The sequence below is a fragment of the Pseudomonas sp. LBUM1644 genome, assembly GCF_059716195.1.
Map to the genome: position 1 here is coordinate 4,038,522 of NZ_CP166812.1, position 22,897 is coordinate 4,061,418.

The following is a 22,897-nucleotide window of genomic DNA, read 5'->3' on the forward strand; positions in this document are numbered from 1 at the left end:
ACTATGACAACTCGAACCGAAACGGCCATTCTCGCGGGTGGCTGTTTCTGGGGCATGCAGGATCTGCTGAGGCGCCAACCGGGCGTGGTGTCCACGCGTGTGGGCTACTCCGGCGGAGACGTGCCCAATGCAACTTATCGCGACCACGGCACACACGCGGAAGCGATCGAGATCGTGTTTGATCCGGATCAGATCAGCTATCGCGCAATCCTCGAGTTTTTCTTCCAGATCCACGACCCGACGACCCGTAATCGCCAGGGCAATGACATGGGGACAAGCTATCGCTCTGCCCTCTTCTATCTGAACGAAGAGCAGAAGCGTGTCGCCGAGGACACCGTGGCCGACGCGGATGCATCCGGTCTCTGGCCCGACAAGGTCGTCACCGAAGTCACCCCCGCAGGCCCATTCTGGGAGGCAGAACCGGAACATCAGGACTACCTCGAACACTATCCCAACGGGTACACCTGTCACTTCATTCGACCGAACTGGAAACTGCCGAAACGAGGGTAATCACTGAATAGAGGCGGCTCCGACGTGAGCCTTTGTAGGAGCGAGCTTGATCCGGGCGGCGTTTAGACGATGGTCGTTAACGAAAACGCGTGTTTACTGGCTAAACGCGGCGCTCTCGAGTCCATCGCGAGCAAGCTCGCTCCTACAAGTGCCTTAAACGGCCTGCCTTTGCGTCACAGGCGCATGCTCCGCCATCAGCTCTGCCACCCAGTCAATAAAAACCCGCACTTTGATGCTGATATGCCGGTTCGGCGGGAAGGCCACGTAGAGCGGCATCGGATCGAGGCGCCAATCCTCGAACAGGCGCACCAGATCGCCACGTGCTTCGTGGGCCCTGGACATGTAGTCCGGCAACCAAAGAACGCCCATGCCGGCCAGGCCGGCCGCGAGGTAGGCGTTGCCATCGTCGACGGACAACACAGGGCGACCCTGGATCTGAACCTGCTCATCGTTACGACGCATGGCGTAGGGCAACGCTTTGCCGGTGCGCGCCCAGAGGAAGCCGACGATGCGATGGTTCGAGTCTTCCAGCTCCCTGGGATGTGAAGGCGTTCCGACGCGCTCGAGGTAGCCGGGCGCAGCAAAAACGCCAAGCTGCAGATCGCCTACTCGCCGTGCCATCAGCGACTGATCGGTGAGTTCGCCGCCGCGCACCACGCAGTCCACGTTCTCATCGATCATGTCCACAAGCCGGTCGCTGACGCCCATGTCGATCTGAATGTCAGGGTACCGCGCGTGAAACGCAGGCAATGCGGGCATCAGGATCAGGCTGGCCAACGGGCTGGGCACGTCCACTCGCAACCGCCCCCTGGGCACTACCGAGGCGGCAGACAGGCTGGTCTCGGCGTCGTCCATGTCGGCGAGCAGACGCACCGCGCGCTCGTAGAAGACTGCGCCGTCGGCCGTGACGTTAACCTTGCGCGTCGTGCGGTTGAGCAGTTTGACCCGCAACCGGGCCTCCAGCTGTTGCACCAGTTGCGTCACCGTGGTCTTGCTCATGTGCAGTGTTTCAGCAGCCTTGGTGAAGCTGCCCGCCTCCACTACCCGGACAAAGGCCTGCATCGCATCGAAACGGTCCATTTCTGCCCCTGATCGCTTATCGGATTATTTGGTTTTTCCAAACAGTGATAGCCACGGTTGCTCGTTTATCGGGCATGTGCAAGCCCCTACAGTCTTCTCATCGTTAGTTTCGGGTCAACGTTGACCCCTAAAGGAGACACTGTATGACCCAGCGTGATGTTGTATTCCCGTCCGGACGCCAAGCGCTCTACGAGCGCAATCGCTATTCGCCCGCCATCCGCTCCAATGGTTTTTTATTCGTTTCGGGGCAAGTCGGCAGTCGAGAAGACGGCTCGCCCGAGCCGGATCTGGTGGCTCAGGTCCGGCTCGCGTTCAACAATTTGAACGCGATTCTGGTCGCCGCCGGGTGCACCTTCGACGACGTGGTTGACGTCACCGTCTTCATCGTCGATCCCGAAACGACATTCGAAACGATCTGGAAAGTGGTGCCCGAATTCTGGGGCAGCGCGCCCCACCCGACGCTGACAGGCGTCGGCGTGACATGGCTGTATGGTTTCCAGTTCGAGATCAAGGTGATCGCCAGGCTGCCGCAAATCGCCCGCGACTGAGCCGACCGGCAATCACGCCCGGGGCATTCCACGAAGGGTCGGTGTTAAATATACTGTTCAGCCAGTAAGCCCAGACCCTGTCGTGCAATGCTGCGCAACGAGAGCCGATATGAGAATCCATTTTGAACAAAGTGATGTCCTTCAGCCCAACATCCATCAGCAGCCGGTGGTAACAGCATGATCGAGGTCACCGAAGTTTCCATAGCCGAACTGCGCGCGGCGCTCGAGTCCGGCCAGACCACGGCCGTCGAGCTGGTCCAGGCCTATCTCGCCCGCATCGACGCCTACGATGGCGCCGACACGCCCACCGCGCTCAACGCGGTAGTGGTTCGCAATACTGAGGCGCTCGACGAAGCGCAGGCGTCCGATGCTCGCCGCGCCACGGGCAAGACACGGGGTCCGCTCGACGGCATTCCCTACACCGCGAAGGACAGTTATCTGGTCAAGGGGCTGACGGCCGCCTCCGGCAGCCCGGCCTTTGCCAACCTGATCGCTTATCGCGATGCGTTCACCATTGAACGACTGCGCGCCGCTGGCGCCATTTGCCTGGGCAAGACCAACATGCCACCGATGGCGAACGGCGGTATGCAACGCGGGGTCTATGGCCGCGCCGAGAGCCCGTACAACGCGGACTATCTGACCGCACCTTTTGCTTCCGGCTCATCGAACGGCGCAGGGACTGCAACCGCCGCCAGCTTCGCGGCATTCGGCCTTGCAGAAGAAACCTGGTCCAGCGGACGCGGTCCTGCCTCCAATAATGGTTTGTGCGCCTATACGCCCTCGCGCGGGGTGATCTCGGTGCGCGGCAACTGGCCGCTGACACCGACGATGGACGTGGTCGTACCGTTTGCCAGAACCATGGCCGACCTGCTCGAGGTGCTCGACGTGGTGGTGGCGGAGGACCCCGACACGCGGGGCGACCTATGGCGGTTGCAACCCTGGGTGCCCATTCCGAGCGTTGCCTCGGTGCGTCCTGTTTCCTACGCCGAACTGGCCGCGAAGCCCGATGCGCTCGCTGGAAAGCGCTTCGGTATTCCACGCATGTACATCAATGCGGACCCTGAGGCCGGTACCAGCGAAGCGCCGGGGATCGGTGGCCCGACAGGGCAGAAAATCAACACCCGTCCGAGCGTGATCGGGCTCTGGGAAGCCGCACGCAAGGCACTTGAAGCCGCCGGTGCCGAAGTGATCGAAGTTGATTTCCCGCTCGTCTCCAATTGCGAGGGTGATCGTCCGGGCGCACCAACGGTGTACAACCGGGGCCTGGTGTCCAAAGAGTTCCTGCATCATGAGTTGTGGGACCTGACGGCCTGGGCGTTCGATGATTTCCTGCAGGCCAACGGCGACCCGAAATTGAACCGTCTGGTTGACGTCGATGGGCCGCTGATTTTCCCGCACGACCCAGGCACGCTGCCCAACCGCGAGGGCGATCTTGTCGCGGGCATGGACGAGTACGTGAAGATGGCCGAGCGTGGCATTACGCCGTGGGACCAGATCAGCACAGTGCCCGACGGGCTGCGCGGACTTGAAGAAACCCGTCGAGTCGATCTCGAGGACTGGATGGATCGGCTCGGGCTGAACGCGGTGCTGTTCCCGACGGTCGCCGACGTGGCGCCGGCGAACGCCGATGTCGATCCGGCGTCTGCGGACATCGCCTGGAGCAATGGCGTCTGGGTCGCCAACGGCAACCTCGCCATTCGCCATTTGGGTGTTCCGACCGTCACGGTGCCGATGGGCATCATGCCGGATATCGGCATGCCGGTCGGGCTGACATTTGCTGGTCGTGCCTATGACGATTCGTCGCTGCTGCGCTTTGCTTCGGCGTTTGAATCGACCGGGACGAAACGGATGATTCCGCCTCGGACCCCGCCATTGTCCGCCGGGCAAAAATGAAGCGGGCGGGATTGGGGCAAACGCTCCAATCCCGCTGAACATTCAGGTCGTTCTGCCGGATGCACCGGCTGTGGGCCCGTGGTAGTCAGCACCCGCGACCGCACGCAGATAAGCCTCATCTCCCTCCGCTCGCAAGTCTCGCCACTCCTCCCAATCGATGATGCCCTGGCGATCCATTTCATCCGCCTGCCGCAGCAGTTCCTCATGATAGGCATCCGGGCACTCCATACGCAGCGACCTGTTCTCCAGCGCTCGGTGCCAGGAATCCAGGGCCTGCAGTTTTTGTTCTTGAGCCCTCGTCAGCTGATTTCTGAATGAGTTCATGGCGGCGTAATCCAGAGTTGTTTCCGAGTGGAGCAGCAGGACGCTACACAGGTTCATCGCGGTCGACCGAAGGTCAATAGCTAAAAAATCTCGAACTCACGCCACGCCGCCGCATCCAATGTGTACGCCAATGGAGGTACGCACATGAACAATGATGACCGCGATAACGACCTGGAATCAGAAGAGATAGATCAAGCCAGTACGCCCTCTTCCACCCGCACCAAGGAGCAGGTCGCTGAGGAGTTGAAGCGAAAAACAGACGAGATAGAACGCAAGGTCGCGGACGGTAACTAGCCCTCTGCCTGATGTTCTTTAGCAAAAGATCGCAGCCTGCGGCAGCTCCTACAGGGTACGCATTCCCTTGTAGGAGCTGCCGCAGGCTGCGATCTTTTGATCTTGCCAGCCTTGGCGATTACAGCAACGAGAGCGTGTAGTTGATGATGAAACGGTTTTGCTCCACGTTACGGCCGGCGTCAGTGTTTGACTTGCCGTTACGCAAACTGAAACCAACCCCCTTGAGCGAGCCCGACTGCAGTACGTAGTCCAGGGTCATGTCGCGCTCCCACTCGGACTGATCACCAGCGTTTTGCGCCTTGATGTCCGTGCCCTTCAGATACGCGATCGTCGCCTTCAGGCCTGGTACGCCCAGCGGCGCGAAGTCATAGCTGTACTGACCGAAGTTGGTCTGCTCGCCAGCCCGCGCAAAGTTCTGGATCATGCGATCCGTGGGCAAGTAGACGCTGCCGCCACCGGCCCCTTTATCGACCAGGCTGCCTTGATTGGGCTGAACGAAGTTGCTGCCATCACCGACCTGTTGATGCCCCAGCGACACCGCGTGACCACTGTTCGCATAAGTCATCATCGCCACCCAAGTGTTGTTGTCGATTTCCCCATTGTTGTCCTCGGTGTAACCCGATGTCCGATAGCCTTGCGCGCGGCCAGCGGCGGAGCTGTTGGCTCCGGTCGACGTGGTGCGGAAATAACGCAGGTCGGTGGTGAAAGAGCTTTTGCCATCGATCGGCAACACGTGGGTCAGGCCAAAGAAATTCTGGTTATAGAAGTCCTCCAGCTGGGCGAAGTAGTACTGCGCCTTGAGGTCCTTGGTGACGTTGTAGTCGCCGCCGGCGAAGTAGAACTTGTTGCTGTCCTGGGTGCCGCCCGGAACCGACAAACCCGTGCGGTCCGTCGAGGCACGGCCGACCGCGTGTTCAAGCACCCCGCTCGTCAGCATCAGGCCATCGATATCGTTCGACGTGACCTGCGCGCCCGTGAACGATTGCGGCAAGACACGCGCATCGTTCGACAGCAGGATCGGCAACTTCGGCAGCAGGGTGCCGTAGCGGAATTCGGTTTTTGAAATGCGCATCTTCGCCGTCGGGCCGAAGCTGCTCCAGGCATCCACGGCACTGTCGCCATCCGTCGGGATCATGCCGCTCCCATTGTGGCGCCCGGTGCCGCTGTCCAGCGTAATCCCGAGCAGCGCTTGCGCATCGACCCCGAAACCAACCGCGCCTTGGGTAAACCCGGATTCATAGCGCAGGACAAAACCCTGCGCGGCCTCTTCGGTTTTTGAAGGATCGGCGGTGCCGTCGCGATTATCGCTGTTGAAATACAGGGTGCGCATCGAGAGCGTGGCTTTGCTGTCCTCCAGAAAACCGTGCGCGGCCGGGTCGGCGGCCTGTGCGCACATGGAACCGGTGGCCAACAAGAGTGCGGTGGGGATTGCTCGCTTGAACATACAGTGCTCCAGGGTGATTTTTTTATGTTTTTTTTGAGTTTTAAACGAGCGCAATCCGCCGCTGGCATCCACCACCGGCGCGCACAATGGCGCGCCCGATGGAAACCATGAGCGTGGGGAAAGCGATCGGGAGTTCGAGCTAAATCAGGTAAGAAAGACCCACGGTCAGGCCGAACGCGACCACCGAAATGATGGTTTCGAGCACGGTCCAGGTCTTGAAGGTCTGGGCAACGGTCATGTTGAAGTATTCCTTGATCAACCAGAAGCCGCCGTCGTTGACGTGGGAAAAGATAACCGACCCGGCGCCGGTCGCCAGCACCAGCAACTCCGGGTGCGGATACCCCAGACCAATGGCCACCGGCGCGACAATTCCCGATGCGGTGGTCATGGCCACCGTGGCGGAACCGGTGGCAATGCGCATCAGCGCGGCGAACAGCCAGCCCATGATCAGCGGCGACAGGTGAAATTCATGGGCCAGGCTGACGATCTGATCGGTGACCCCGGCCTCCACCAGAATCCGGTTCAGGCCACCACCGGCGCCGACCAGCAAGGTGATGCTGGCGGTTGGCGCCAGGCACTCGTTGGTGAATTTGAGGATCGATTCGCGGTTGAAGCCCTGGGCGATGCCGAGGGTCCAAAAACTCAGCAAGGTCGCCAGCAGCAAGGCGATCACCGAGTTGCCGATGAACAGCAAAAACTGGTTGAAACCGCTGCCCGGCGTGGAGATCAGGTTGGCCCAGCCGCCGATCAGCATCAGCACCACCGGCAACAGAATGGTCGCCATGGTGATGCCGAACCCCGGCAGGCTGTCACGCGGTTCGCGGTCGAGGAACTGGCGCTCCAGCGGGTTTTCCGCCGGCAGTTGAATGCGCGGCACGATGAATTTGGCGTACAGGGGACCTGCGATGATCGCGGTCGGAATGCCGATCAGAATTGCGTAGAGCAAAGTCTGCCCCACCGACGCCTGATACACCTGCACCGCCAGCATTGCCGCCGGGTGCGGTGGCACCAGGGCATGCACCACCGAGAGCCCGGCAACCATCGGCAAACCGACCATCAGGATCGACACGCCGACGCGCCGCGCCACGGTAAAGGCGATCGGCACCAGCAGTACAAAACCGACCTCGAAGAACAGCGGCAGCCCGACCAGGAACGCGATGCAGACCATGGCCCAGTGCGCATTCTTTTCGCCGAAACGGTCAATCAAGGTGCGCGCCACCTGCTCGGCACCGCCGGACTCGGCCATCATCTTGCCAAGCATCGTGCCCAGCGCCACCACCAGCGCGATGTGCCCCAGGGTCTTGCCGACCCCCGCCTCGTAGGCGCCGACCACGCCGGAGGCCGGCATGCCGGCGAGCAACGCCAGGCCAATCGACACCAGGGTGATCACGATGAACGGATTAAGTCGGTAACGGGCGATCAGAACGATCAGCGCAATGATGGCGATGGCGGCATATACCAGCAGCCAATAGCCGAAGGACAGGGTCATGCGGTACTCCTCGAAAGGGTCACGTCGAATGGGTTGTGAAACTCATAAAACATTTCGAGGCGTGATTTTCAAACGAGGCGAAAGTAATTTTCGTAGAGGGATAAGGGTTGTCGCACAGAGGTATGGGCGGTCCGCGTTTTTGAAACTCGGTCAGGCGGATTTTCATCAGGTTGGGCTGCTTGTCTTCCGTCTTGGGCGTCCCTCGCGCATTTTTGGACATTGGCCAATACTTCAAGGTCTTCGTTGCTGACAACCGTGCGCTTCACCCTTGCGCCGAGGAGTTGAACCGTGTCGCTGACGCTTTACTACCATCCGCTGTCGTCGTTCTGTCACAAGGTGCTCATTGCGCTTTATGAACACGGCATTGATTTCGAGAAGAGGATGATCGATCTCGGGAACGAGGCCGACAGGGCGGAGCTTCAGGCGCTATGGCCGATCGGTAAATTCCCGGTGATCCGCGATGATGCCCATCACCGTAGCGTCGCCGAGTCCACGGTGATCATTGAATACCTGGATCGTTTTTATTTCGGTCAGTCCCGGCTGATTCCAGGCGATTGGGATTCCGCGCTGGAGGTGCGGCTGTGGGATCGGTTTTTTGATCTTTATGTCCAGGGACCGCTGCAAGCGATTGTCGGTGATCGGCTGCGGGCGGCTAATGGTGACCTGACCCAAGAGCGCTCCAGGTTGATGACGGCTTACGGCATGATTGATCGTCAGGTAGCGTCCAGGCCGTGGGTGGCCGGTTCGGCGTTCAGCATGGCCGACTGTGCGGCGGCTCCGGCGCTTTTCTATGCGTGTACGCTGGTGCCGTTTCCTGAGGATTTTGGGCATTTGAGGGCGTATTTCGACAGGTTGGTGCAGAGGGCTTCGGTTCAGCGGGTGATTGATGAAGCCAGGCCTTACTTTTCGCTTTATCCGTTTGCGGATGCCATTGAAAAACGGTTTCTACATGGGATTTAGATCAAAAGATCGCAGCCTTCTGCAGCTCCTACAGGGGACTGCGTACGCTCTGTAGGAGCTGCCGAAGGCTGCGATCTTTTGATCTTGCCGTTGAATACGTCGCTCACCCATGCAAACAATATTTACCCAAGATTTTCGGCATTTCCCCGACGATTTCGTCCATCAACGCCTGCCACTTTCGTGACGAATCAGGGAGCGTCGTGGATCCCGGCTGTCTCAACGAAAGGGCTTTGCGATGGGCGGGACTTGCTGCGGACTCTTTGCAGGCAAGAAATGCAGTGCCCATCTTGGCGTGAATGAAAACCCTGATTTTGCTGAAGCCTGCGTAATTGACCTGGATACCTGAGGGCAACGTAGCCGAAACCCTTGCAGGAGCGAGCCTGCTCGCGAAAAACGTCAGGAGAACGCGCTCATTCAGACAGCACGCGATATCGTTGTCGTCCATCGCGAGCAAGCTCGCTCCTACAGGGTGAGGTTCAGTTCAGATACCAGCCCCACGCTTCGCCGTTGTATCGGGTGATTTGCTTGGTTTCGAGGTAATTGTTGTAGCCCCACTCACCCAACTCGCGGCCGATACCGCTCTGCTTGTAGCCGCCCCAGGGTGCTTCGACGAAGGTCGGTTGCGAGCAGTTGACCCAGACGATCCCGGCGCGAAAATGTCGGGCGACGCGTTCGCAACGCGAGAGGTCGCGGGACATGACCGCTGCCGCCAGACCAAACGGCGAGTCATTGGCCAGGCGAATCGCTTCGGCTTCGGTGTCGAACGCACGCAGGCACACCACAGGGCCGAAGATCTCTTCGCGCCACACTGAACCTTGTTCCGGCACATCGGCGAAAATCGCCGGGGTCAGGTAGTAACCCTTGTGCAGATGGGCCGGACGAGTGCCGCCCGAGACCAGTCGGGCGCCCTCCCGCAGACCGGCCGCAATGGCCTCAAGCACTTTGTCCAGTTGCCCCTGACTCACCAGCGGCCCGAGTTTCACGCCGTCGGTAAAACCATGACCGATCTGGATCTGCTCGGAGGCAACAATCAATCGTTCCAGCAGCGCCGGATACAACGCACGCTCCACCAATACGCGCGAGGTGGCCGAACAGACCTGGCCCTGATTCCAGAAAATCCCGAACAGAATCCATTCCACCGCCGCATCGAGGTCACTGTCGGCGAAGATCACGAAGGGCGATTTACCGCCCAGCTCCAGGCTGATGTTTTTGATCTCGGCCGCCGCTGCCTGCATGATCTTGCGCCCGGTCGGCACGCTGCCGGTGAAGGCGATCTTGTCCACGTCCGGGTGTTCGGCCAGCGGGGCTCCGGCTTCACGCCCCAGTCCAGTGACGACGTTCAGCACTCCGGCCGGCAAGCCTGCCTGATCGGCAATGCTCGCCAGTTCAAGGGCCGTCAGTGGCGTCAGTTCTGAAGGTTTGAGCACCACGGTGCAGCCGGCCGCCAGCGCAGGCGCGACTTTCCACGACGCCATCAGCATCGGGAAATTCCATGGGATGATTGCCGCGACCACGCCCACTGGCTCCTTGATCACCGAGGAACTGAAGCGCTCATCCGGTACGCTGATCGACTGTTCGCTGTGTTGATCCAAGCCTTCGGCCAGCCCGGCATAGAAGTCAAAACAACCGGCGGTGTCGGCGATGTCCCACAGCGCTTCCGGCAGTGGCTTGCCGTTGTCGCGGACTTCGATGGCGGCCAGTTCGTCCTGACGCGTGCGGATGCCCTCGGCGATTCGCCGTAGTACATGCGCCCGCTGCGCGCCGGTCCAACGTGGCCAGTCACCTTCGTCGAAGGCCTTGCGCGCGGCGGCGACGGCCAGGTCGATGTCTTGCGCCGTGGCAGCGGCGACCTGCGCCAGAACCGATTCGTCGCTGGGGTCAAGCGTCTCGAAAACCCCACGCTGTACCGGAGCGATCCATTCGCCACCGATGTACAGCCGTTGATAATCACCCATGGCACACTCCTTCATTGGCGGCATCGACGCTGCTGGAAAAGCTGTTCGGCTGCCTGCAATTGTTCACGATCATTGACCCCGAGCACCTCGGCCTCATCCACCTCCACCGCCGTGACGGGCAGGCCGGCGTTGTTGGCCACCGCCACCGCATCGGTGAGGTAATACTCGCCCTGGGCATTCTGATTGCCAATCCGGTCGAGCAGCCAGAGGCAGGTGTCGGCGCGTAAACCCATCACCCCGCCGTTGCAGAAATTGACCTCAAGTTCTTGTGGACTGGCGTCCCTGGCTTCGCGAATCGCCAGCAAACGTCCTCCTTCTACCAGCAGTCTCCCGTAAGGGCCTGGCTGTTCGGTGTGAAACCCGGCGACCGCCACGGCAGCCCCCTCGATCAACGCCTGACGCAGCTGCAACAACGTCTGCGCGGTGATCAACGGTGAGTCACCAAACAGCACCAGCACGCAGCCCTGCTCATGGGCCTGCAATGCGGGCCGGGCGGCGAGCAGCGCGTGTGCCGTGCCCAGCTGTTCATTCTGGGTAAACGTGCGCACCCTCGGCGCGGCCTGATTCACATACTCGGCCACCAACCGACTGCCAGCGCCCACCACTACTGCGCAGTGCTCGACATCCGCCGCCTCGACCGCCGCCAGCACGTGACCAAGCAACGGCTGGTCGCCCACCAGATGCATGACCTTCGGCAGCGGCGATTGCATGCGAGTGCCCTGCCCGGCGGCGAGAATCACCGCCAGGGTGGGCCAGGAAACGTTGTCGCTCATACGATCCCCTCCTGTGGCGGCAACTCAAGCCTGATCGCGATAGAACGCATCGTCGGCATACGGATACCACCAGTCCTGAATCTTCGGCTGGTGATCGATGATGACCATTTTCGAGCGCCGGAACGCTTCAAGGCCCTGGCGCCCGAGTTCGCGCCCCAGGCCGGACATCTTCCAGCCACCAAACGGCAAGGCGTCGTTGTCGATCAGCGGGTTGTTGACCCAGACCATCCCGGCTTCGAGACGCTCGGCAGCCTCCATGGCTTCGGCAAGATCGGTGGTGAACAGCGACGCGCCAAGCCCGAACGGCGAGTCATTGGCCAGGCGCACCGCTTCGTCGAAATCGCTGACTCGGCAGATCGCCGCGACCGGTCCGAAACACTCTTCCTGGAGAATCGCCATGTCGCCGGTCACGCCGGTGAGAATGGTCGGTTCATAGAACCAGCCGACGGTGTGTTGCGGTGGGATCCGCCCGCCGCAGATCAATGTCGCGCCTTTGGCCAAGGCATCGTCGACCAGGCGCATGACTTTGTTGCGCGCGGCTTCGCTGACCATCGGCCCGATTTCGGTACGCTCCAGGCCATGACCGATGCGCAACGCACGGGTGCGTTCGGCGAACTTTTCGACGAACTCATCGTGGACCTCATCGACCACGTAGAAGCGTTCTGCCGAGGTGCAAATCTGCCCGCTCAGGTGGAACGCGGCGGTCACTGCGCCCGCCGCTGCGACTTCAAGCGGCGCGTGCCGGGAGATGATCAGCGGGTCGCTGCCACCGGCTTCTATGACACAGGGTTTCATCTGTTCCGCACACGCCACCGCCACCGCTTTGCCCGCCGCGACGCTGCCGGTAAAAGCCACCGCATGAGTTCCGGCCGACTTCACCAGCAACTGCGCCGTCAGCGCATCGCCCGGCACGCAAGACACCAGCCCCGGCAACAGTGAGGTGAAGTGCTCCATGAACTTGAGTGTGCACAGCGTCGTGGCTTCCGCCGGTTTGACAATGCAGGCATTGCCCGCCGCCAACGAGGCCGCGACCGTCCAGCACATCAACAGGATCGGAAAGTTGAACGGCATGATGTGCACGCTGACGCCATACGGCTCATACCGCACATGCTGAAAGGAGCCGATTTGCGTGGTGCCGGCGACCTTGCCGGCATCGTCGCGGGCCATTTCCGCGTAGTAGCGAAAGATCGGCGCGCAGTTGGCCAATTCGCCCATGGCTTCGGGAAACGGCTTGCCCATTTCCAGGGTCATCAACCGTGCGACTTCGCGGTTGCACGCGACATCCTGCTCAATGGCATTGGCCAACTGATGCAAGCGCGCGGCACGGCTTTTCGCGTCGATCAGTCGCCACTGTTTTTGCGCGGCGGTGGCGGCCTCGACGGCGGCTTGCACGTCTGCCTCGTCGCACAGGCCGACCTGCCCGACACGTTGCAGCGTCGCCGGATCGAGCACGTCGCGCACGCGGTCATTGCCCAGCGGCAAAAATTCGGAGTTGATAAAACGCAATGCGGTGTCTGTGTTAAAGGTGGCCATGGGATGATCCTTGAACCAATCGATAAGGGGTTTCGCGCAACGCAGCCAGGGTTGCGGGCGGCAACTCATCCTGCCAACCCGGCACATGCCCGTTGAGCCAGGCGCGCAACGGCGCAAAGGCATCGGCGTCCAGCGCTCGAACAAACAAGCCCAGGGTGCGTGGCAGATGCGCCAGGTAACCGTGCTTGCCGTCGCGGCCGGCCAGGCGCACAAAAATCCCCAGCACCTTGGCATGACGCTGGGCGGCCAGCCGCCGGTAATCCTCAAGAAAACGCGGCGCGTTGAGCTCCGGTCGTTGCATCAAGTAATGCGTCAGCAGCGCCACGCGCAATGCTTCGGGCACATCGCGGCGAGCGTCTTCGAGCAACGACATCAAGTCGTACGCCGCCGCACCGAGCAAGGCGTCCTGGAAATCCAGCAGACCGCAGGCGGCAACGCCCTGGCGGCCTTTCAGCAGCATCAGGTTGTCGACGTGAAAGTCGCGTAACACCAGCGCTTCGCGACGCTGCGCGACATCGCCACAGGCCTCGGCGAACAGCGCCAGAAACGACTCGCGCACGTCCAGCGCCGCGTCCTTGCCAATCAGCAGCGGGATGTACCAGTCAATCAGCAGCGCATACTCGTCACTCAGTTGCCTGGCATCGTATGGCGCTATTTCTGTTGCCAGCGGCGCGCGATGCAACGTCACCAGCGCATCGACCGCAAGCCGATACAGCGCCGATTCCGGATGCCCGGCCGCCAGCAGACGGGTGTAGGTGTCGTGACCAAAATCTTCGATCAGCGCCAACCCGGCCTCTTCGTCGACCTGCAACAAGGCCGGCGCGGAAAGGCCCAACCCCTGCAAGTGACGGGCTACCAGCACAAACGGGGCGATCGGTTCGCTGTGCGGTGGCGAATCCATCAGCAGCAAACCTTCGCCGCTCAAGCGAAAATAGCGCCGCGTGGAAGCATCCGCCGGCAGCGCGATCAATTGCGCCTCGGCGAAGCCGGCGCGGGCCAGAAAGGCTGCGCGCTGGTCCTCACGGGTTGGCGATGACGCCTGTGTCTCAGTCATGGCAATCACCGGATCATGTAGACCTTTTTCACCGTCTCATGGACGGTGCACACGCCTTTCCAGTCCTTGCCGAAGAAGGCTGCCGTATCGGGCTTGATCTCGATCACTTCGCCGGATTCGTGGACGTAAGTGCAACGGCCTTCGAGGAAATGGCAGAACTCGTCGCTGGTGACGTGGCAAAACCATTTACCCGGCGTGCAGATCCACACACCGCACTCGGACTGGCCTTCGGGACCTTTGTGCAGCACCACGCCAGAGACGCGGGATTCGCCTTCGAGCATGGTCGGGATCACGCCCCAGTCTTTAACGTCAGTGATGCTCAGCGGGTCGTACAGAAACGGGGTAGTCATGTGTTGTTCTCCAAAAAAATCAGGTTCATATCTGGTCTTTGTAGGAGCTGCCGCAGGCTGCGACCTTTTGATCTCGATCTTTTAAAGGCAAGATCAAAAGATCGCAGCCTGCGGCAGCTCCTACAGGGTTCAGGCCAGCATGTACACGTTGCGCAGGGTTTCCCGGACATGGCATTCGCCGGTCCAGCCGGCCGGGAACAGCACCAGCGTGTTGGGACGAACTTCGATCACTTCGCCATTGTCATTGCGGTAAGTGGCGGCGCCGGCGATGAAGTGGCACAGCTCGTCACGGGGAATCGACAGCCGCCAGCGGCCAGGCGTGCACACCCACAACCCGGTTTCGGGACTGTTGTTCGGGCCCTTGAACAGCAGCCGTCCGCTGGAATGCGAGACGCCTTCGACGGCGTCGCTCTGCACGCCCCAGTCCACCAGATCGATGCGACTGCTGACGGCTTCGAGATACGGCGTAGTACCCGCCGTGGTGTTTTGATCAGGCATCGTTAAGCACCTTGTCGAGGATGTCGGCGGCGTCTGCTGGCCCTTTGCGTGATTGCATGTGTGCGCTGGTGTCCTGCAAACGTTGGCGCATCGCCTCATCGTTGAGGCACGCGGCGAGTTTTTCCGCCAGTTGCGCTTCGCTCCACTCGTAACGATCGAGTTTAAAACCGTGACCGCTTTCTTCGGCACGCATGGCGTTGTCGTGGCCGTCCCAGACGTAGGACATGACAATCGCCGGTTTGCCGAAAAACAGGCATTCGGTGAAGCTGTTGTTGCCGCCGTGGTGGATCACCGCATCGACTTGGGCAATCACCGACGGCTGCGGGAACCAGTTGGAGATCAGCACGTTGTCGGGCAGGTTCGGGTATTCATCGAGGTGCTCACCGACATTGAACAACGCACGGTAAGGCAACTTGCCCACGGCACTGATCAGCCGCTGGAGCAAGTCGACGTCGCCAGAACCGAGGCTGCCGAAACTGACGTAGAGCAATGGCTTGTCGTTGTTGGCGCGAAACGGTGGAATCTCGTACGTCGTGTCGTGACGCACACACCCTTGCAGGTAATGGAAACGTTCAGCCGGCAATGGATGACGGCGCTCGAACTTGACCGCGTCCGGGTACAGCAACAGGTTCATGTAAGGCGACGCCTCGAAGAACGTGCCAAGCGGATACGGCTGCTCGCCATGGGCTTGCAGGAACTGGTTGAAGTCTTCGTGAATCGGCCCGACCACCTCCTCGAAACGCTGGCGAAACTGAGCGTGGCCGGCCTTGTCGTCGACGCTCATGCCCGACAGGTGTGGCGGGATATCCGGGTCTTCGATCTCGTTCTCCGAGCAGGAAATGATCCGCACCCAAGGCTTGCCGTATTGCTTGATCGCCGGAAACAGGATCACGTTGTCAACGCAGATCAGGTCGGGTTTGACCTTGTCCAGCACGGCCGGCAAATCCTTCTGCGCCCATTTTGCGGTGTCGACGATGGCGGCCCAGCATTCCTTCACGTAGTTGTCGATTTGATCGAGCGGGGATTTGCGAAAGTTGGGAATGTGGCCGTTGATGAAATCGACCCAGTAGCGGGCCATTTCTTCGGCGGGCATCGGTGCCGACATGTTGACCATGTGCTCTTCAAACCCATAGCCGGCATACACCCCGCTCATGCCGGGGTCGGTGAGGAATACCGCTTTGTGGCCCAGGGCTTCGCAAGCCTGGGCGATACCGACTGAGTTCAATGCCGGGCCATAAGCGGCTTCCGGAAAGAAGGCGATCACTTTCTGTTTCATCGAGAGGTACTCCTGCCTGGTCTTTTTTTATTGTTCAGCGCGTCAATACGCGGGCGTGGCGAGCCTGCCAGCCCAGCCGGATGTTCATGCCGATAGCAAAATGAGCGAATTCGAACTGCGAGGACGGCACCCGGACGATCAAGGCTTTGTCACTGAGGGTGGTCTGCACATGCACGTTGGTGTCGAGGCCGTGATAGGCGATTTCGACGATTTTGCCGGTCACCTGGTTGGCGCAATCGCCGCCCTGCTCCATCAACACCTGCAAGCGTTCGGGACGCACCACCACCGCAACCTTCTGACCCGGCACCAGCGGCGCATCGGTGTCGACAGTCAGCTCCTGGCCGTTGACGCGGACCGAGTGCTCCCCCGAACGCACGCCTTCAAACAGATTGCTGACGCCAATGAAGTTGGCGACAAAACGGCTGTTGGGGTTTTCATAGAGTTCGGTCGGGCTGCCGCACTGGCAGACTTTGCCGCCATCGAGCACGGCCATGCGATCCGACATCACCAGCGCTTCTTCCTGATCGTGGGTGACGATGATGAAGGTGATGCCGCTTTCGAGTTGCAGGCGCTTGAGTTCCAGCTGCATTTTTTCCCGGAGCTTTTTGTCGAGCGCGCCCAACGGCTCATCGAGCAACAGCACCCGTGGCCGCTTGACCAGCGCCCGCGCCAGTGCGACGCGCTGCCGTTGACCACCGGACAGCTGATCCGGTTTGCGCTCGGCCAGTTCACCGAGCTGCGCGGTACTCAGCACTTCATCGACCCGACGGCGGATTTCCGACTCGGGCAGACGCTCCATTTCCAGTCCGTAAGCGATGTTCTTGCGCACGGTCATGTTGGGAAACAACGCATAGGACTGGAACATCAGGTTCAGCGGACGCTTGTTGGCCGGCAGTGGCGAGATGTCCTTGCCGTCCAGATAGATGCAACCGGCGCTGGGGGTCTCGAAGCCGGCGAGCATGCGCAACAGCGTGGTCTTGCCGCAGCCGGACGGCCCCAGCAACGCAAAGAACTCGTTCTCGCGGATGTTCAGCGACACCTCGTCAACCGCCAGACCATTGCCATAAGACTTGCTGACCTTGTCCAGGATCAGTACCGCAGATGAATTATTCATGGGTGCGAGGAGCCTTGTTGAGACGCTGCGAAGCCAGCAGCGCGGTGATGCTGACCAGCATCACCAGCGTCGCCAGGGCGTTGATTTCCGGGGTGACGCCAAAGCGGATCATGGCGTAGATCTGCATCGGCAACGTGGTGGAAGCCTGGCCGGAACCGGAGTTGAAAAAGGCAATGATGAATTCGTCCACCGACAACGTGAACGAGAGCAAACCGCCTGCCAGCACGCCGGGGAAAATCGCTGGCAACAGCACCCGGCGAAACGTGGTTAACCAGCTCGCACCCAGGTCGATCGAGGCTTCAAGAATCGAATAGTCGAAGTGTTTGAGCCGTGTGCGCACCACCGCGCAGACGAAGGCGATGTTGAACACGGCGTGGCTGATGATGATCGAGTGCAGGCCCAGCCCGACCTTGAGCAAGTTGAAGAAGCTCAACAGCGCAATCGCCAGGACGATGTCGGGAATGATCATCGGCGCCATCAACAGGGTGTCGACCACTTGCCCCTTGTCATTGTCTTTGCGGCGCAGTTCGATGCCCAAGGCGAGGAACGTCCCCAGTACGCAGGCAATGAACGTTGCCGACAGCGCGACGATCAAGGTATTGAGGGCCGCCGACAGAATGGCCGAGTTGTGCGCCAGCGAGACGTACCACTTCAGCGAAACACCGCCCCAGGCGGTCGGCAATCCGGACTTGTTGAACGACAACAGGATCAGCACCAGGATCGGCACATAAAGAAAGGCATACACCAATCCCAGGTGCGTGCTGAGCACGGTGCCGCCCACTGAACGTGACTGGCTCATGCGCGGCCCCCTTCTGCACGACGGGCAACCAATGCCTGGACGAACAACAGAATCAGCATGATCGCGATCAGGAAGAAACTCAGCGCCGCACCGAACGGCCAGTCCCGCGCCGTGAGGAATTGCGAGTAGATCAGGTTGCCGACCATCTGCACCTGCTTGCCACCCAACAGGTCGGCCGTAATGAAGTTGCCGATGCTCAGGACGAAGACAAACACCGCGCCGGCCGCAACACCGGGCACGCTCAGCGGCAGGATGATCCGGCGAAAGGTCATCCAACCCGAGGCACCGAGGTCTTTCGACGCGTCCCAGAGTTCGTTGTTGATGCGTGACAGCGAGGAGAAAATCGCCAGGATCACAAACGGGATGTAGTTGTAGACCAGCCCCAGCACCACCGACGCTTCGGTGTACAGCAAGCTGATCGGTTCGCCGCTGTAGCCGAACAGTTGCAGCAGGCGGTTGATCAGGCCTTCGCGATTGAGCAGGACGATCCAGGCATAGGTGCGGATCAGGTAGTTGCTCCAGAATGGCAGCATCACCAGAAACAGGAACACGGCTTGCCGGCGCCTGGGTGCGCGGGCAATGGCGTACGCCGCCGGGTAGCCGATCAGCACCGCAAACACCGTCGCCAGCCCGGCGATCTTGGCCGATTTGAGCAGGATGCCGAGGTACAGCGGATCAAACGCGCGCTGGTAGTTTTCCCAGGTAAACAGCCAGTCGATACCGCCGTAGGCACCGCGTTCGACGAAGCTGTAGACCAGCACCAGGACGCACGGCACCACCAGAAATATCAGCAGCCAGCCAAAGCCGGGCGCAAGAAGCCAGGCCGACAGACGCCTGTCAGCATGCAAAGCACTCATTACCCATATCCTCCCGCCCCCGAACAGAGGCGGCTTGCGAGCGTGGCGAGGCATGCCGGGCATGCCTCGGATCGAAGCGGCTTACGTTTTTTAAGGCTTAGTTCTGCGCCGCCATGATTTCGGTGACAGCCCGGGTGTAGGCTTTTTGCGTGGTGCCACCCAGATCGCGCAACTGCTCCAGCTTCAACAGCTCGCTTGGGGCGATCGTCAAATTGGGGTATTGCTTGAGCAGGTCAGCGGACAAACCGGCCATTGCGGCCTGGTTGGGGATTTTGTAGAGGATGTTTTCAGCGACCCAGACGTGGTTTTCCTTGGCGAGCATGAAGTTGACGAATTTGAATGCCTCTTCCTGATGCTTCGAGCTTTTGAGCACGACCATGGTGTCCACCCACAGGTCGGAACCTTCCTTGGGCACGACAAATTTGATGGCTGCGTTGGCTTGGGTACCGTAGTTGCACCAGCCATCCCAGGCGTGCGCCATCAGCGATTCGCCGGAAGCAAGCTTGGAGTAAAAGGTGGTGTCGTCGAACGCGAGGATGCGTTTCTTGGTGGCGATCAGTTGGTCGCGTACGGCGGCGATGTGGCTTGGATCGCTGTCGTTGACCGACCAGCCCTTGGCCAGGAAACCGGCCCCGAGCATCCAGCGGTCAGTGGCGAGCATCGTCACTTTGCCTTTGAGCGCATCGCTTGGATTGAGCAGTTCGTTCCAGCTGAGCGGCGCTGGCGTGACCTTGTCGGAGCGGTAACAGATACCGGTCGTGCCCCAGGTGTACGGCACCGAGTAATGGTTGCCTGGGTCATATGCGAGTTTGTTGGCTTCGGGGTAGAGGTTTTTGAGATTGGGAACTTTGACCGGATCGATATCGGCCAGCAGACCCTGCTTGTGCAGGACTTCGGCGAAGGGCGAGGAGACAAACACAACGTCATAGCCTTCACCGCCAGACGCCATCAGCTTGCCCATGATTTCTTCGTTGGTCGCGTGCAGCGCCTTGTCGACGTCAACGCCGCTGGCTGCCTTGAACTTGTCCAGCGCATCCGGGGCCATGTAGCCGTCCCAGATCGAAATCACCATGTCTTTTGCACTTGCAGCCTGTGATGCGATCGCCAGGGAGACGCTCAATCCCAGACACATAAGGCCTTTCAGCTTTCTCATAATACTCACCCGACGATTGTTTATTGTTGTGTTCGAAGGCAGTACGGCAAAAAGAGAAACGATTGCTTGTGTTTTTTTTTAGAAATTAGGACCAGCACGATGGGATGTCAACGGTTTTTTTGCGCCTGACGGTTTTGCGATGCATGGCTTAAGATGAGCACCTGAGTCCGATGCGACCAAAAGAGATAAGACGCTTGAGCACAACACCCGAGAAAAAACCTCGCACCAATCACCTGGAACTCGCCCGGCGGATTCTGGAGCACACCCAGGAAACCGGGCTGGTCGCCGGCGATCCGGTCGCCGAACAAGCGCTGGCGCGGGTGTTCCAGGTGTCGCGCACGCTGATTCGTGGCGCATTGAAAGTGCTACTGGAAGAAAACCTGCTCAGCCATGAAGCCGGCAAAGGCTATCGGCTGCTCGCACCACCGACCGGCCAGACGTTCAATGCCGCACTGCCACAAGCCGAGGAAGAAGAACTGGCGACCTCGGTCCTGCGTGATCGCATGGCCGGACGCCTTGGGGACAGCATTAGCATCAGCGAACTGATGCGCCGCTACGACATCGGTCGACCGGCCGCACAGAAAGCCCTGCAACAACTGAGTGAAAACCAGGCCATCGAGCGCGGTCCCGGCCAGTCCTGGTTGTTTCGGCCATCGTTGAATAGTCTTGCCGCCCTCGAAGAAAGCCTGAAATTCCGCCTGATTCTGGAGCCGGAAGCCCTGCTCAGCCCGCACTTCAACGCCGACCCGCAACGCCTGGCACTGCTGCGCGGCGCCATGCAACTCCTGCTCTCGAGCCCGGTGGAACATTTCGATATCCAGCAGTTCCGCGAGCTGGACATCAGCTTCCATGAACTGCTCGGCCAGAGCTGCGGCAACCGCTTTATCGGTGATGCCCTGCTCCAGCATCAGAGCCTTCGGCGCTTACCGAACCTGTTGCCGACCGTTAGCGTGCACCGCCTGCAGGAAGCATTGCGCGAGCACCTGCAAATCATTGCGCACATCGAACGCGGACAGCTGGAGATCGCCGCCGACCTGCTGCGCCTGCACCTGCGCCTCAGCGCCGCACAGCGGCCGCAAACGGCCAACCGCGGCATCCCGCAGGGCCAGATGCTCGGGCGTCGTTGATTAGCTCAAAAAAACATGATGATTTTTTTTATGAAATAAGACAGCATCCAGTCATCTTCAGGAGCAGCGGGCTTTACCCGCCATGGACTTCTTTCGCCATGCACACACAAAAACTTATCGCCTTGTTTCCGGAAGCCAGTTTCGGCGCGGCCTTGAACTGCATTGGCATCGCCCAATCGCTGCGTGAGCTGGGAGCAAAACCGGTCTTCATCTGCCACGAACATTTTCAGGGACTCTTCGCCGAATACGGATTCGACGAGTACCCGATTCCGCAAGCCAGCCCATTGTCGGCGGCGGAACACCAGCATTACTGGGAACGCTTTATCGAGCGCAACATTCCCTACTTTGACCAGACTCCACTGGCACAGATCGACAGCTACGTGGCGCCGGCCTGGGAAGCGATCATCGACACGGCGATCGAAGCGGAAAAGCCGCTGCAGCAGCTACTCGGCCGCCTGAAACCGGACGTCATCGTCCTCGACAACGTGGTCATGTTCCCCGCCATTGCCAACGCGGGATGCCCGTGGGTGCGAATGGTTTCCTGCGCCGAGACCGAACTGCCGGATGCCGCCGTGCCGCCTTATTTGTCAGGCTGCCTGGCCAGCGATACGGATGCCCGCGAGCATTTTGCCGAGCATTACCAAAAAGCCGTAGCGCCGGCGCATGAACGCTTTTCGCAGTTTCTCGCGAGCAACGGCACGGCACCCTGCCCGCGTGGCCAGTTCCTCATCGATTCACCGTGGCTCAACCTGTTGCTGTCGCCGACGCCGGTGCGTTATGAACGCCAGTCGCCGCTGGACGCGCAACGCTATGTGTACCTCGACGGTTGCGTTCGCCGCGAGGCGCCTTACATCGTTCCCGACTTCCCACGGCACAACGACGCACCACTGATCTACATCAGCTTCGGCAGCCTCGGCGCCGCCGATACCGACATGATCAAGCGTCTGATCGGCACCATCGAAACTTTGCCCTATCGCTTCCTCATCAACGTGGGCGCCTATCGGGACATGTACACCACCGTCCCGGACAACGTGTACCTGGACAGTTGGTTTCCACAGCCTGCCGTACTCAAGGAATGCCAGCTGTTCATCCACCACGGTGGCAACAACAGCTTCTGCGAAGCGCTGTATTTTGAATTGCCGTCGCTGATCATTCCTTACTGCTGGGACGGTCACGACAACGCCGCGCGCGCCGAGGAAGTCGGTGTCGGCCGCTATTTGCCACGCTTCGACAATCCGCTGGCTGCGCTCCCCGCCGCCCTCGAACAGCTGCTGGCCGATCAATCGATGAAACAGCGCCTAGAAGCGATCAGCAAAAACATGCAGGCAACCCGCGGCACCGACATAGCCGCACGAGCGATCCTGACACTGCCTCCCTTGTAGGAGCGAGCTTGCTCGCGATGATTTACTTCCAGCCAGCAGAAATGTCGCTGGCCGTACCACTTTCGCGAGCAAGCTCGCTCCTACAAGAAATGGGTACAGCTGAAGGAGCGTGGACTCAAACCTCAGCCCCTGAGGATCATGAACACCTTGCGTACCGGGCTCAGGTTTTCCCAGGTGCCTTTGAACCCGGCGGCGACTACAAATGTCGCGCCGGCCTTGAACTCCTGGCTGTTGCCATGGCTGTCGGTCAACCGAACGTGTCCTTCGAGCAAATGACACAGCTCGTCGTAGTCGCATTCACACCGTTCGAGGTGCTCCGGTGCTTCCCAGATGCCTGCGACGGCTTTTTTCTCCGGCGCCACAAAGTGCCGCCAGCTGCGGCTGCGATAGGGGATATCGACCCAATCGGGATCACTGGTTTCCAACTCGATCACCGGCAAATCGGGGTTCGTGAAATCGATGATGTGCTCAGGTTTACTCATGT

24 protein-coding genes are annotated in these 22,897 nt (G+C 60.2%); 7 read left to right on the forward strand and 17 right to left on the reverse strand.

Going from position 1 to position 22,897, the window contains the following annotated elements; translation table 11 throughout:
* Nucleotides 1-3: 3 nt before the first annotated feature.
* Nucleotides 4-510, forward strand: a complete 507-nt coding sequence (msrA, locus tag ACA052_RS18330; protein ID WP_497646150.1) for a peptide-methionine (S)-S-oxide reductase MsrA — start codon at nt 4-6, stop codon at nt 508-510.
* A 153-nt stretch (nt 511-663) separates the two neighbouring features.
* Here msrA and ACA052_RS18335 read toward each other — a convergent pair whose 3' ends face one another.
* On the reverse strand, nt 664-1,590 hold the full coding sequence (locus ACA052_RS18335) for a LysR family transcriptional regulator (RefSeq protein ID WP_497646151.1): 927 nt from the start codon (nt 1,588-1,590) through the stop codon (nt 664-666).
* 143 nt (nt 1,591-1,733) lie between these two features.
* Between ACA052_RS18335 and ACA052_RS18340 the strand changes: the two genes are divergently transcribed.
* Nucleotides 1,734-2,138 carry a RidA family protein gene (locus ACA052_RS18340; RefSeq protein ID WP_497646152.1) on the forward strand — a complete coding sequence of 135 codons (405 nt, stop codon included), beginning with the start codon at nt 1,734-1,736 and terminating at the stop codon, nt 2,136-2,138.
* A 177-nt stretch (nt 2,139-2,315) separates the two neighbouring features.
* Nucleotides 2,316-4,031: an amidase gene (locus tag ACA052_RS18345; RefSeq protein WP_497646153.1), complete on the forward strand. Its 1,716-nt coding sequence runs from the start codon at nt 2,316-2,318 to the stop codon at nt 4,029-4,031.
* A 42-nt stretch (nt 4,032-4,073) separates the two neighbouring features.
* Here the strand turns inward: ACA052_RS18345 and ACA052_RS18350 are convergent, their stop codons facing one another.
* Nucleotides 4,074-4,355 carry a hypothetical protein gene (locus ACA052_RS18350; protein WP_497646154.1) on the reverse strand — a complete coding sequence of 94 codons (282 nt, stop codon included), beginning with the start codon at nt 4,353-4,355 and terminating at the stop codon, nt 4,074-4,076.
* A gap of 144 nt (nt 4,356-4,499) precedes the next feature.
* Between ACA052_RS18350 and ACA052_RS18355 the strand changes: the two genes are divergently transcribed.
* Nucleotides 4,500-4,649: a hypothetical protein gene (locus tag ACA052_RS18355; protein WP_497646155.1), complete on the forward strand. Its 150-nt coding sequence runs from the start codon at nt 4,500-4,502 to the stop codon at nt 4,647-4,649.
* A 118-nt stretch (nt 4,650-4,767) separates the two neighbouring features.
* Here the strand turns inward: ACA052_RS18355 and ACA052_RS18360 are convergent, their stop codons facing one another.
* Entirely contained in the window at nt 4,768-6,093 is a 1,326-nt protein-coding gene (locus tag ACA052_RS18360; protein ID WP_497646156.1) for an OprD family porin, read from the reverse strand.
* A gap of 139 nt (nt 6,094-6,232) precedes the next feature.
* A complete protein-coding gene (locus tag ACA052_RS18365; RefSeq protein ID WP_497646157.1) occupies nt 6,233-7,582 on the reverse strand; it encodes a GntT/GntP/DsdX family permease in 1,350 nt (449 codons plus the stop codon).
* A gap of 288 nt (nt 7,583-7,870) precedes the next feature.
* On the opposite strand from ACA052_RS18365, the gene ACA052_RS18370 reads away from it, so the two are divergent.
* Entirely contained in the window at nt 7,871-8,542 is a 672-nt protein-coding gene (locus ACA052_RS18370; protein ID WP_497646158.1) for a glutathione S-transferase family protein, read from the forward strand.
* A gap of 103 nt (nt 8,543-8,645) precedes the next feature.
* Here the strand turns inward: ACA052_RS18370 and ACA052_RS18375 are convergent, their stop codons facing one another.
* The 12 genes from ACA052_RS18375 to ACA052_RS18430 all read right to left on the reverse strand — a co-directional run bounded on the left by ACA052_RS18375 (nt 8,646) and on the right by ACA052_RS18430 (nt 19,823).
* The gene (locus ACA052_RS18375; protein ID WP_497646159.1) at nt 8,646-8,987 is read right to left on the reverse strand and encodes a hypothetical protein; all 342 of its coding nucleotides are present in this window, start codon (nt 8,985-8,987) and stop codon (nt 8,646-8,648) included.
* 31 nt (nt 8,988-9,018) lie between these two features.
* Nucleotides 9,019-10,497 carry an aldehyde dehydrogenase family protein gene (locus ACA052_RS18380; RefSeq protein ID WP_497646160.1) on the reverse strand — a complete coding sequence of 493 codons (1,479 nt, stop codon included), beginning with the start codon at nt 10,495-10,497 and terminating at the stop codon, nt 9,019-9,021.
* An 11-nt stretch (nt 10,498-10,508) separates the two neighbouring features.
* Complete coding sequence (locus ACA052_RS18385) at nt 10,509-11,270, reverse strand: NTP transferase domain-containing protein (protein WP_497646161.1); 762 nt, start codon at nt 11,268-11,270, stop codon at nt 10,509-10,511.
* Nucleotides 11,271-11,294: 24 nt separating this feature from the next.
* Nucleotides 11,295-12,803 carry an aldehyde dehydrogenase family protein gene (locus ACA052_RS18390; protein ID WP_497646162.1) on the reverse strand — a complete coding sequence of 503 codons (1,509 nt, stop codon included), beginning with the start codon at nt 12,801-12,803 and terminating at the stop codon, nt 11,295-11,297.
* On the reverse strand, nt 12,790-13,857 hold the full coding sequence (locus ACA052_RS18395) for an aminoglycoside phosphotransferase family protein (protein WP_497646163.1): 1,068 nt from the start codon (nt 13,855-13,857) through the stop codon (nt 12,790-12,792). Before ACA052_RS18395 ends, ACA052_RS18390 begins: the two co-directional genes overlap by 14 nt.
* A gap of 5 nt (nt 13,858-13,862) precedes the next feature.
* Nucleotides 13,863-14,207 (reverse strand): cupin domain-containing protein, encoded by a 345-nt coding sequence (locus ACA052_RS18400; RefSeq protein WP_497646164.1) that lies wholly within the window; start codon nt 14,205-14,207, stop codon nt 13,863-13,865.
* A gap of 129 nt (nt 14,208-14,336) precedes the next feature.
* Entirely contained in the window at nt 14,337-14,705 is a 369-nt protein-coding gene (locus ACA052_RS18405) for a cupin domain-containing protein (protein ID WP_497646165.1), read from the reverse strand.
* A complete protein-coding gene (locus tag ACA052_RS18410) occupies nt 14,698-15,981 on the reverse strand; it encodes a nucleotide disphospho-sugar-binding domain-containing protein (RefSeq protein WP_497646166.1) in 1,284 nt (427 codons plus the stop codon). The genes ACA052_RS18405 and ACA052_RS18410 overlap by 8 nt, the downstream gene beginning before the upstream one ends.
* Before the next feature lie 34 nt (nt 15,982-16,015).
* A complete protein-coding gene (locus ACA052_RS18415; protein WP_497646167.1) occupies nt 16,016-17,095 on the reverse strand; it encodes an ABC transporter ATP-binding protein in 1,080 nt (359 codons plus the stop codon).
* On the reverse strand, nt 17,088-17,894 hold the full coding sequence (locus tag ACA052_RS18420; RefSeq protein ID WP_497646168.1) for an ABC transporter permease: 807 nt from the start codon (nt 17,892-17,894) through the stop codon (nt 17,088-17,090). The genes ACA052_RS18415 and ACA052_RS18420 overlap by 8 nt, the downstream gene beginning before the upstream one ends.
* Entirely contained in the window at nt 17,891-18,751 is an 861-nt protein-coding gene (locus ACA052_RS18425) for an ABC transporter permease (RefSeq protein ID WP_497646169.1), read from the reverse strand. The genes ACA052_RS18420 and ACA052_RS18425 overlap by 4 nt, the downstream gene beginning before the upstream one ends.
* A gap of 97 nt (nt 18,752-18,848) precedes the next feature.
* Complete coding sequence (locus ACA052_RS18430) at nt 18,849-19,823, reverse strand: polyamine ABC transporter substrate-binding protein (protein WP_497646170.1); 975 nt, start codon at nt 19,821-19,823, stop codon at nt 18,849-18,851.
* Between the two features lie 275 nt (nt 19,824-20,098).
* Between ACA052_RS18430 and ACA052_RS18435 the strand changes: the two genes are divergently transcribed.
* Both ACA052_RS18435 and ACA052_RS18440 read left to right on the forward strand, forming a co-directional pair.
* Nucleotides 20,099-21,031, forward strand: coding sequence for a GntR family transcriptional regulator (locus ACA052_RS18435; protein ID WP_497646171.1), 933 nt, complete (start codon nt 20,099-20,101; stop codon nt 21,029-21,031).
* A 98-nt stretch (nt 21,032-21,129) separates the two neighbouring features.
* Nucleotides 21,130-22,413 carry a nucleotide disphospho-sugar-binding domain-containing protein gene (locus ACA052_RS18440; RefSeq protein WP_497646172.1) on the forward strand — a complete coding sequence of 428 codons (1,284 nt, stop codon included), beginning with the start codon at nt 21,130-21,132 and terminating at the stop codon, nt 22,411-22,413.
* 122 nt (nt 22,414-22,535) lie between these two features.
* Here the strand turns inward: ACA052_RS18440 and ACA052_RS18445 are convergent, their stop codons facing one another.
* Nucleotides 22,536-22,895 (reverse strand): cupin domain-containing protein, encoded by a 360-nt coding sequence (locus ACA052_RS18445; protein WP_497646173.1) that lies wholly within the window; start codon nt 22,893-22,895, stop codon nt 22,536-22,538.
* Nucleotides 22,896-22,897 lie beyond the last annotated feature (2 nt).

What these genes read in the sequence shown, in the direction of transcription:
- ACA052_RS18345 (WP_497646153.1), top strand. Translation starts at nt 2,316, where the DNA reads ATGATCGAGGTCACCGAAGTTTCCATAGCCGAACTGCGCGCGGCGCTC.
- ACA052_RS18400 (WP_497646164.1), bottom strand. Translation starts at nt 14,207, where the DNA reads ATGACTACCCCGTTTCTGTACGACCCGCTGAGCATCACTGACGTTAAA.
- ACA052_RS18335 (WP_497646151.1), bottom strand. Translation starts at nt 1,590, where the DNA reads ATGGACCGTTTCGATGCGATGCAGGCCTTTGTCCGGGTAGTGGAGGCG.
- ACA052_RS18375 (WP_497646159.1), bottom strand. Translation starts at nt 8,987, where the DNA reads ATGGACGACAACGATATCGCGTGCTGTCTGAATGAGCGCGTTCTCCTG.
- ACA052_RS18430 (WP_497646170.1), bottom strand. Translation starts at nt 19,823, where the DNA reads ATGGTGATTTCGATCTGGGACGGCTACATGGCCCCGGATGCGCTGGAC.
- ACA052_RS18350 (WP_497646154.1), bottom strand. Translation starts at nt 4,355, where the DNA reads ATGAACTCATTCAGAAATCAGCTGACGAGGGCTCAAGAACAAAAACTG.
- ACA052_RS18415 (WP_497646167.1), bottom strand. Translation starts at nt 17,095, where the DNA reads ATGAATAATTCATCTGCGGTACTGATCCTGGACAAGGTCAGCAAGTCT.
- ACA052_RS18380 (WP_497646160.1), bottom strand. Translation starts at nt 10,497, where the DNA reads ATGGGTGATTATCAACGGCTGTACATCGGTGGCGAATGGATCGCTCCG.
- msrA (WP_497646150.1), top strand. Translation starts at nt 4, where the DNA reads ATGACAACTCGAACCGAAACGGCCATTCTCGCGGGTGGCTGTTTCTGG.
- ACA052_RS18385 (WP_497646161.1), bottom strand. Translation starts at nt 11,270, where the DNA reads ATGAGCGACAACGTTTCCTGGCCCACCCTGGCGGTGATTCTCGCCGCC.
- ACA052_RS18420 (WP_497646168.1), bottom strand. Translation starts at nt 17,894, where the DNA reads ATGAGCCAGTCACGTTCAGTGGGCGGCACCGTGCTCAGCACGCACCTG.
- ACA052_RS18425 (WP_497646169.1), bottom strand. Translation starts at nt 18,751, where the DNA reads ATGAGTGCTTTGCATGCTGACAGGCGTCTGTCGGCCTGGCTTCTTGCG.
- ACA052_RS18440 (WP_497646172.1), top strand. Translation starts at nt 21,130, where the DNA reads ATGCACACACAAAAACTTATCGCCTTGTTTCCGGAAGCCAGTTTCGGC.
- ACA052_RS18410 (WP_497646166.1), bottom strand. Translation starts at nt 15,981, where the DNA reads ATGAAACAGAAAGTGATCGCCTTCTTTCCGGAAGCCGCTTATGGCCCG.
- ACA052_RS18390 (WP_497646162.1), bottom strand. Translation starts at nt 12,803, where the DNA reads ATGGCCACCTTTAACACAGACACCGCATTGCGTTTTATCAACTCCGAA.
- ACA052_RS18355 (WP_497646155.1), top strand. Translation starts at nt 4,500, where the DNA reads ATGAACAATGATGACCGCGATAACGACCTGGAATCAGAAGAGATAGAT.
- ACA052_RS18340 (WP_497646152.1), top strand. Translation starts at nt 1,734, where the DNA reads ATGACCCAGCGTGATGTTGTATTCCCGTCCGGACGCCAAGCGCTCTAC.
- ACA052_RS18360 (WP_497646156.1), bottom strand. Translation starts at nt 6,093, where the DNA reads ATGTTCAAGCGAGCAATCCCCACCGCACTCTTGTTGGCCACCGGTTCC.
- ACA052_RS18395 (WP_497646163.1), bottom strand. Translation starts at nt 13,857, where the DNA reads ATGACTGAGACACAGGCGTCATCGCCAACCCGTGAGGACCAGCGCGCA.
- ACA052_RS18405 (WP_497646165.1), bottom strand. Translation starts at nt 14,705, where the DNA reads ATGCCTGATCAAAACACCACGGCGGGTACTACGCCGTATCTCGAAGCC.
- ACA052_RS18445 (WP_497646173.1), bottom strand. Translation starts at nt 22,895, where the DNA reads ATGAGTAAACCTGAGCACATCATCGATTTCACGAACCCCGATTTGCCG.
- ACA052_RS18365 (WP_497646157.1), bottom strand. Translation starts at nt 7,582, where the DNA reads ATGACCCTGTCCTTCGGCTATTGGCTGCTGGTATATGCCGCCATCGCC.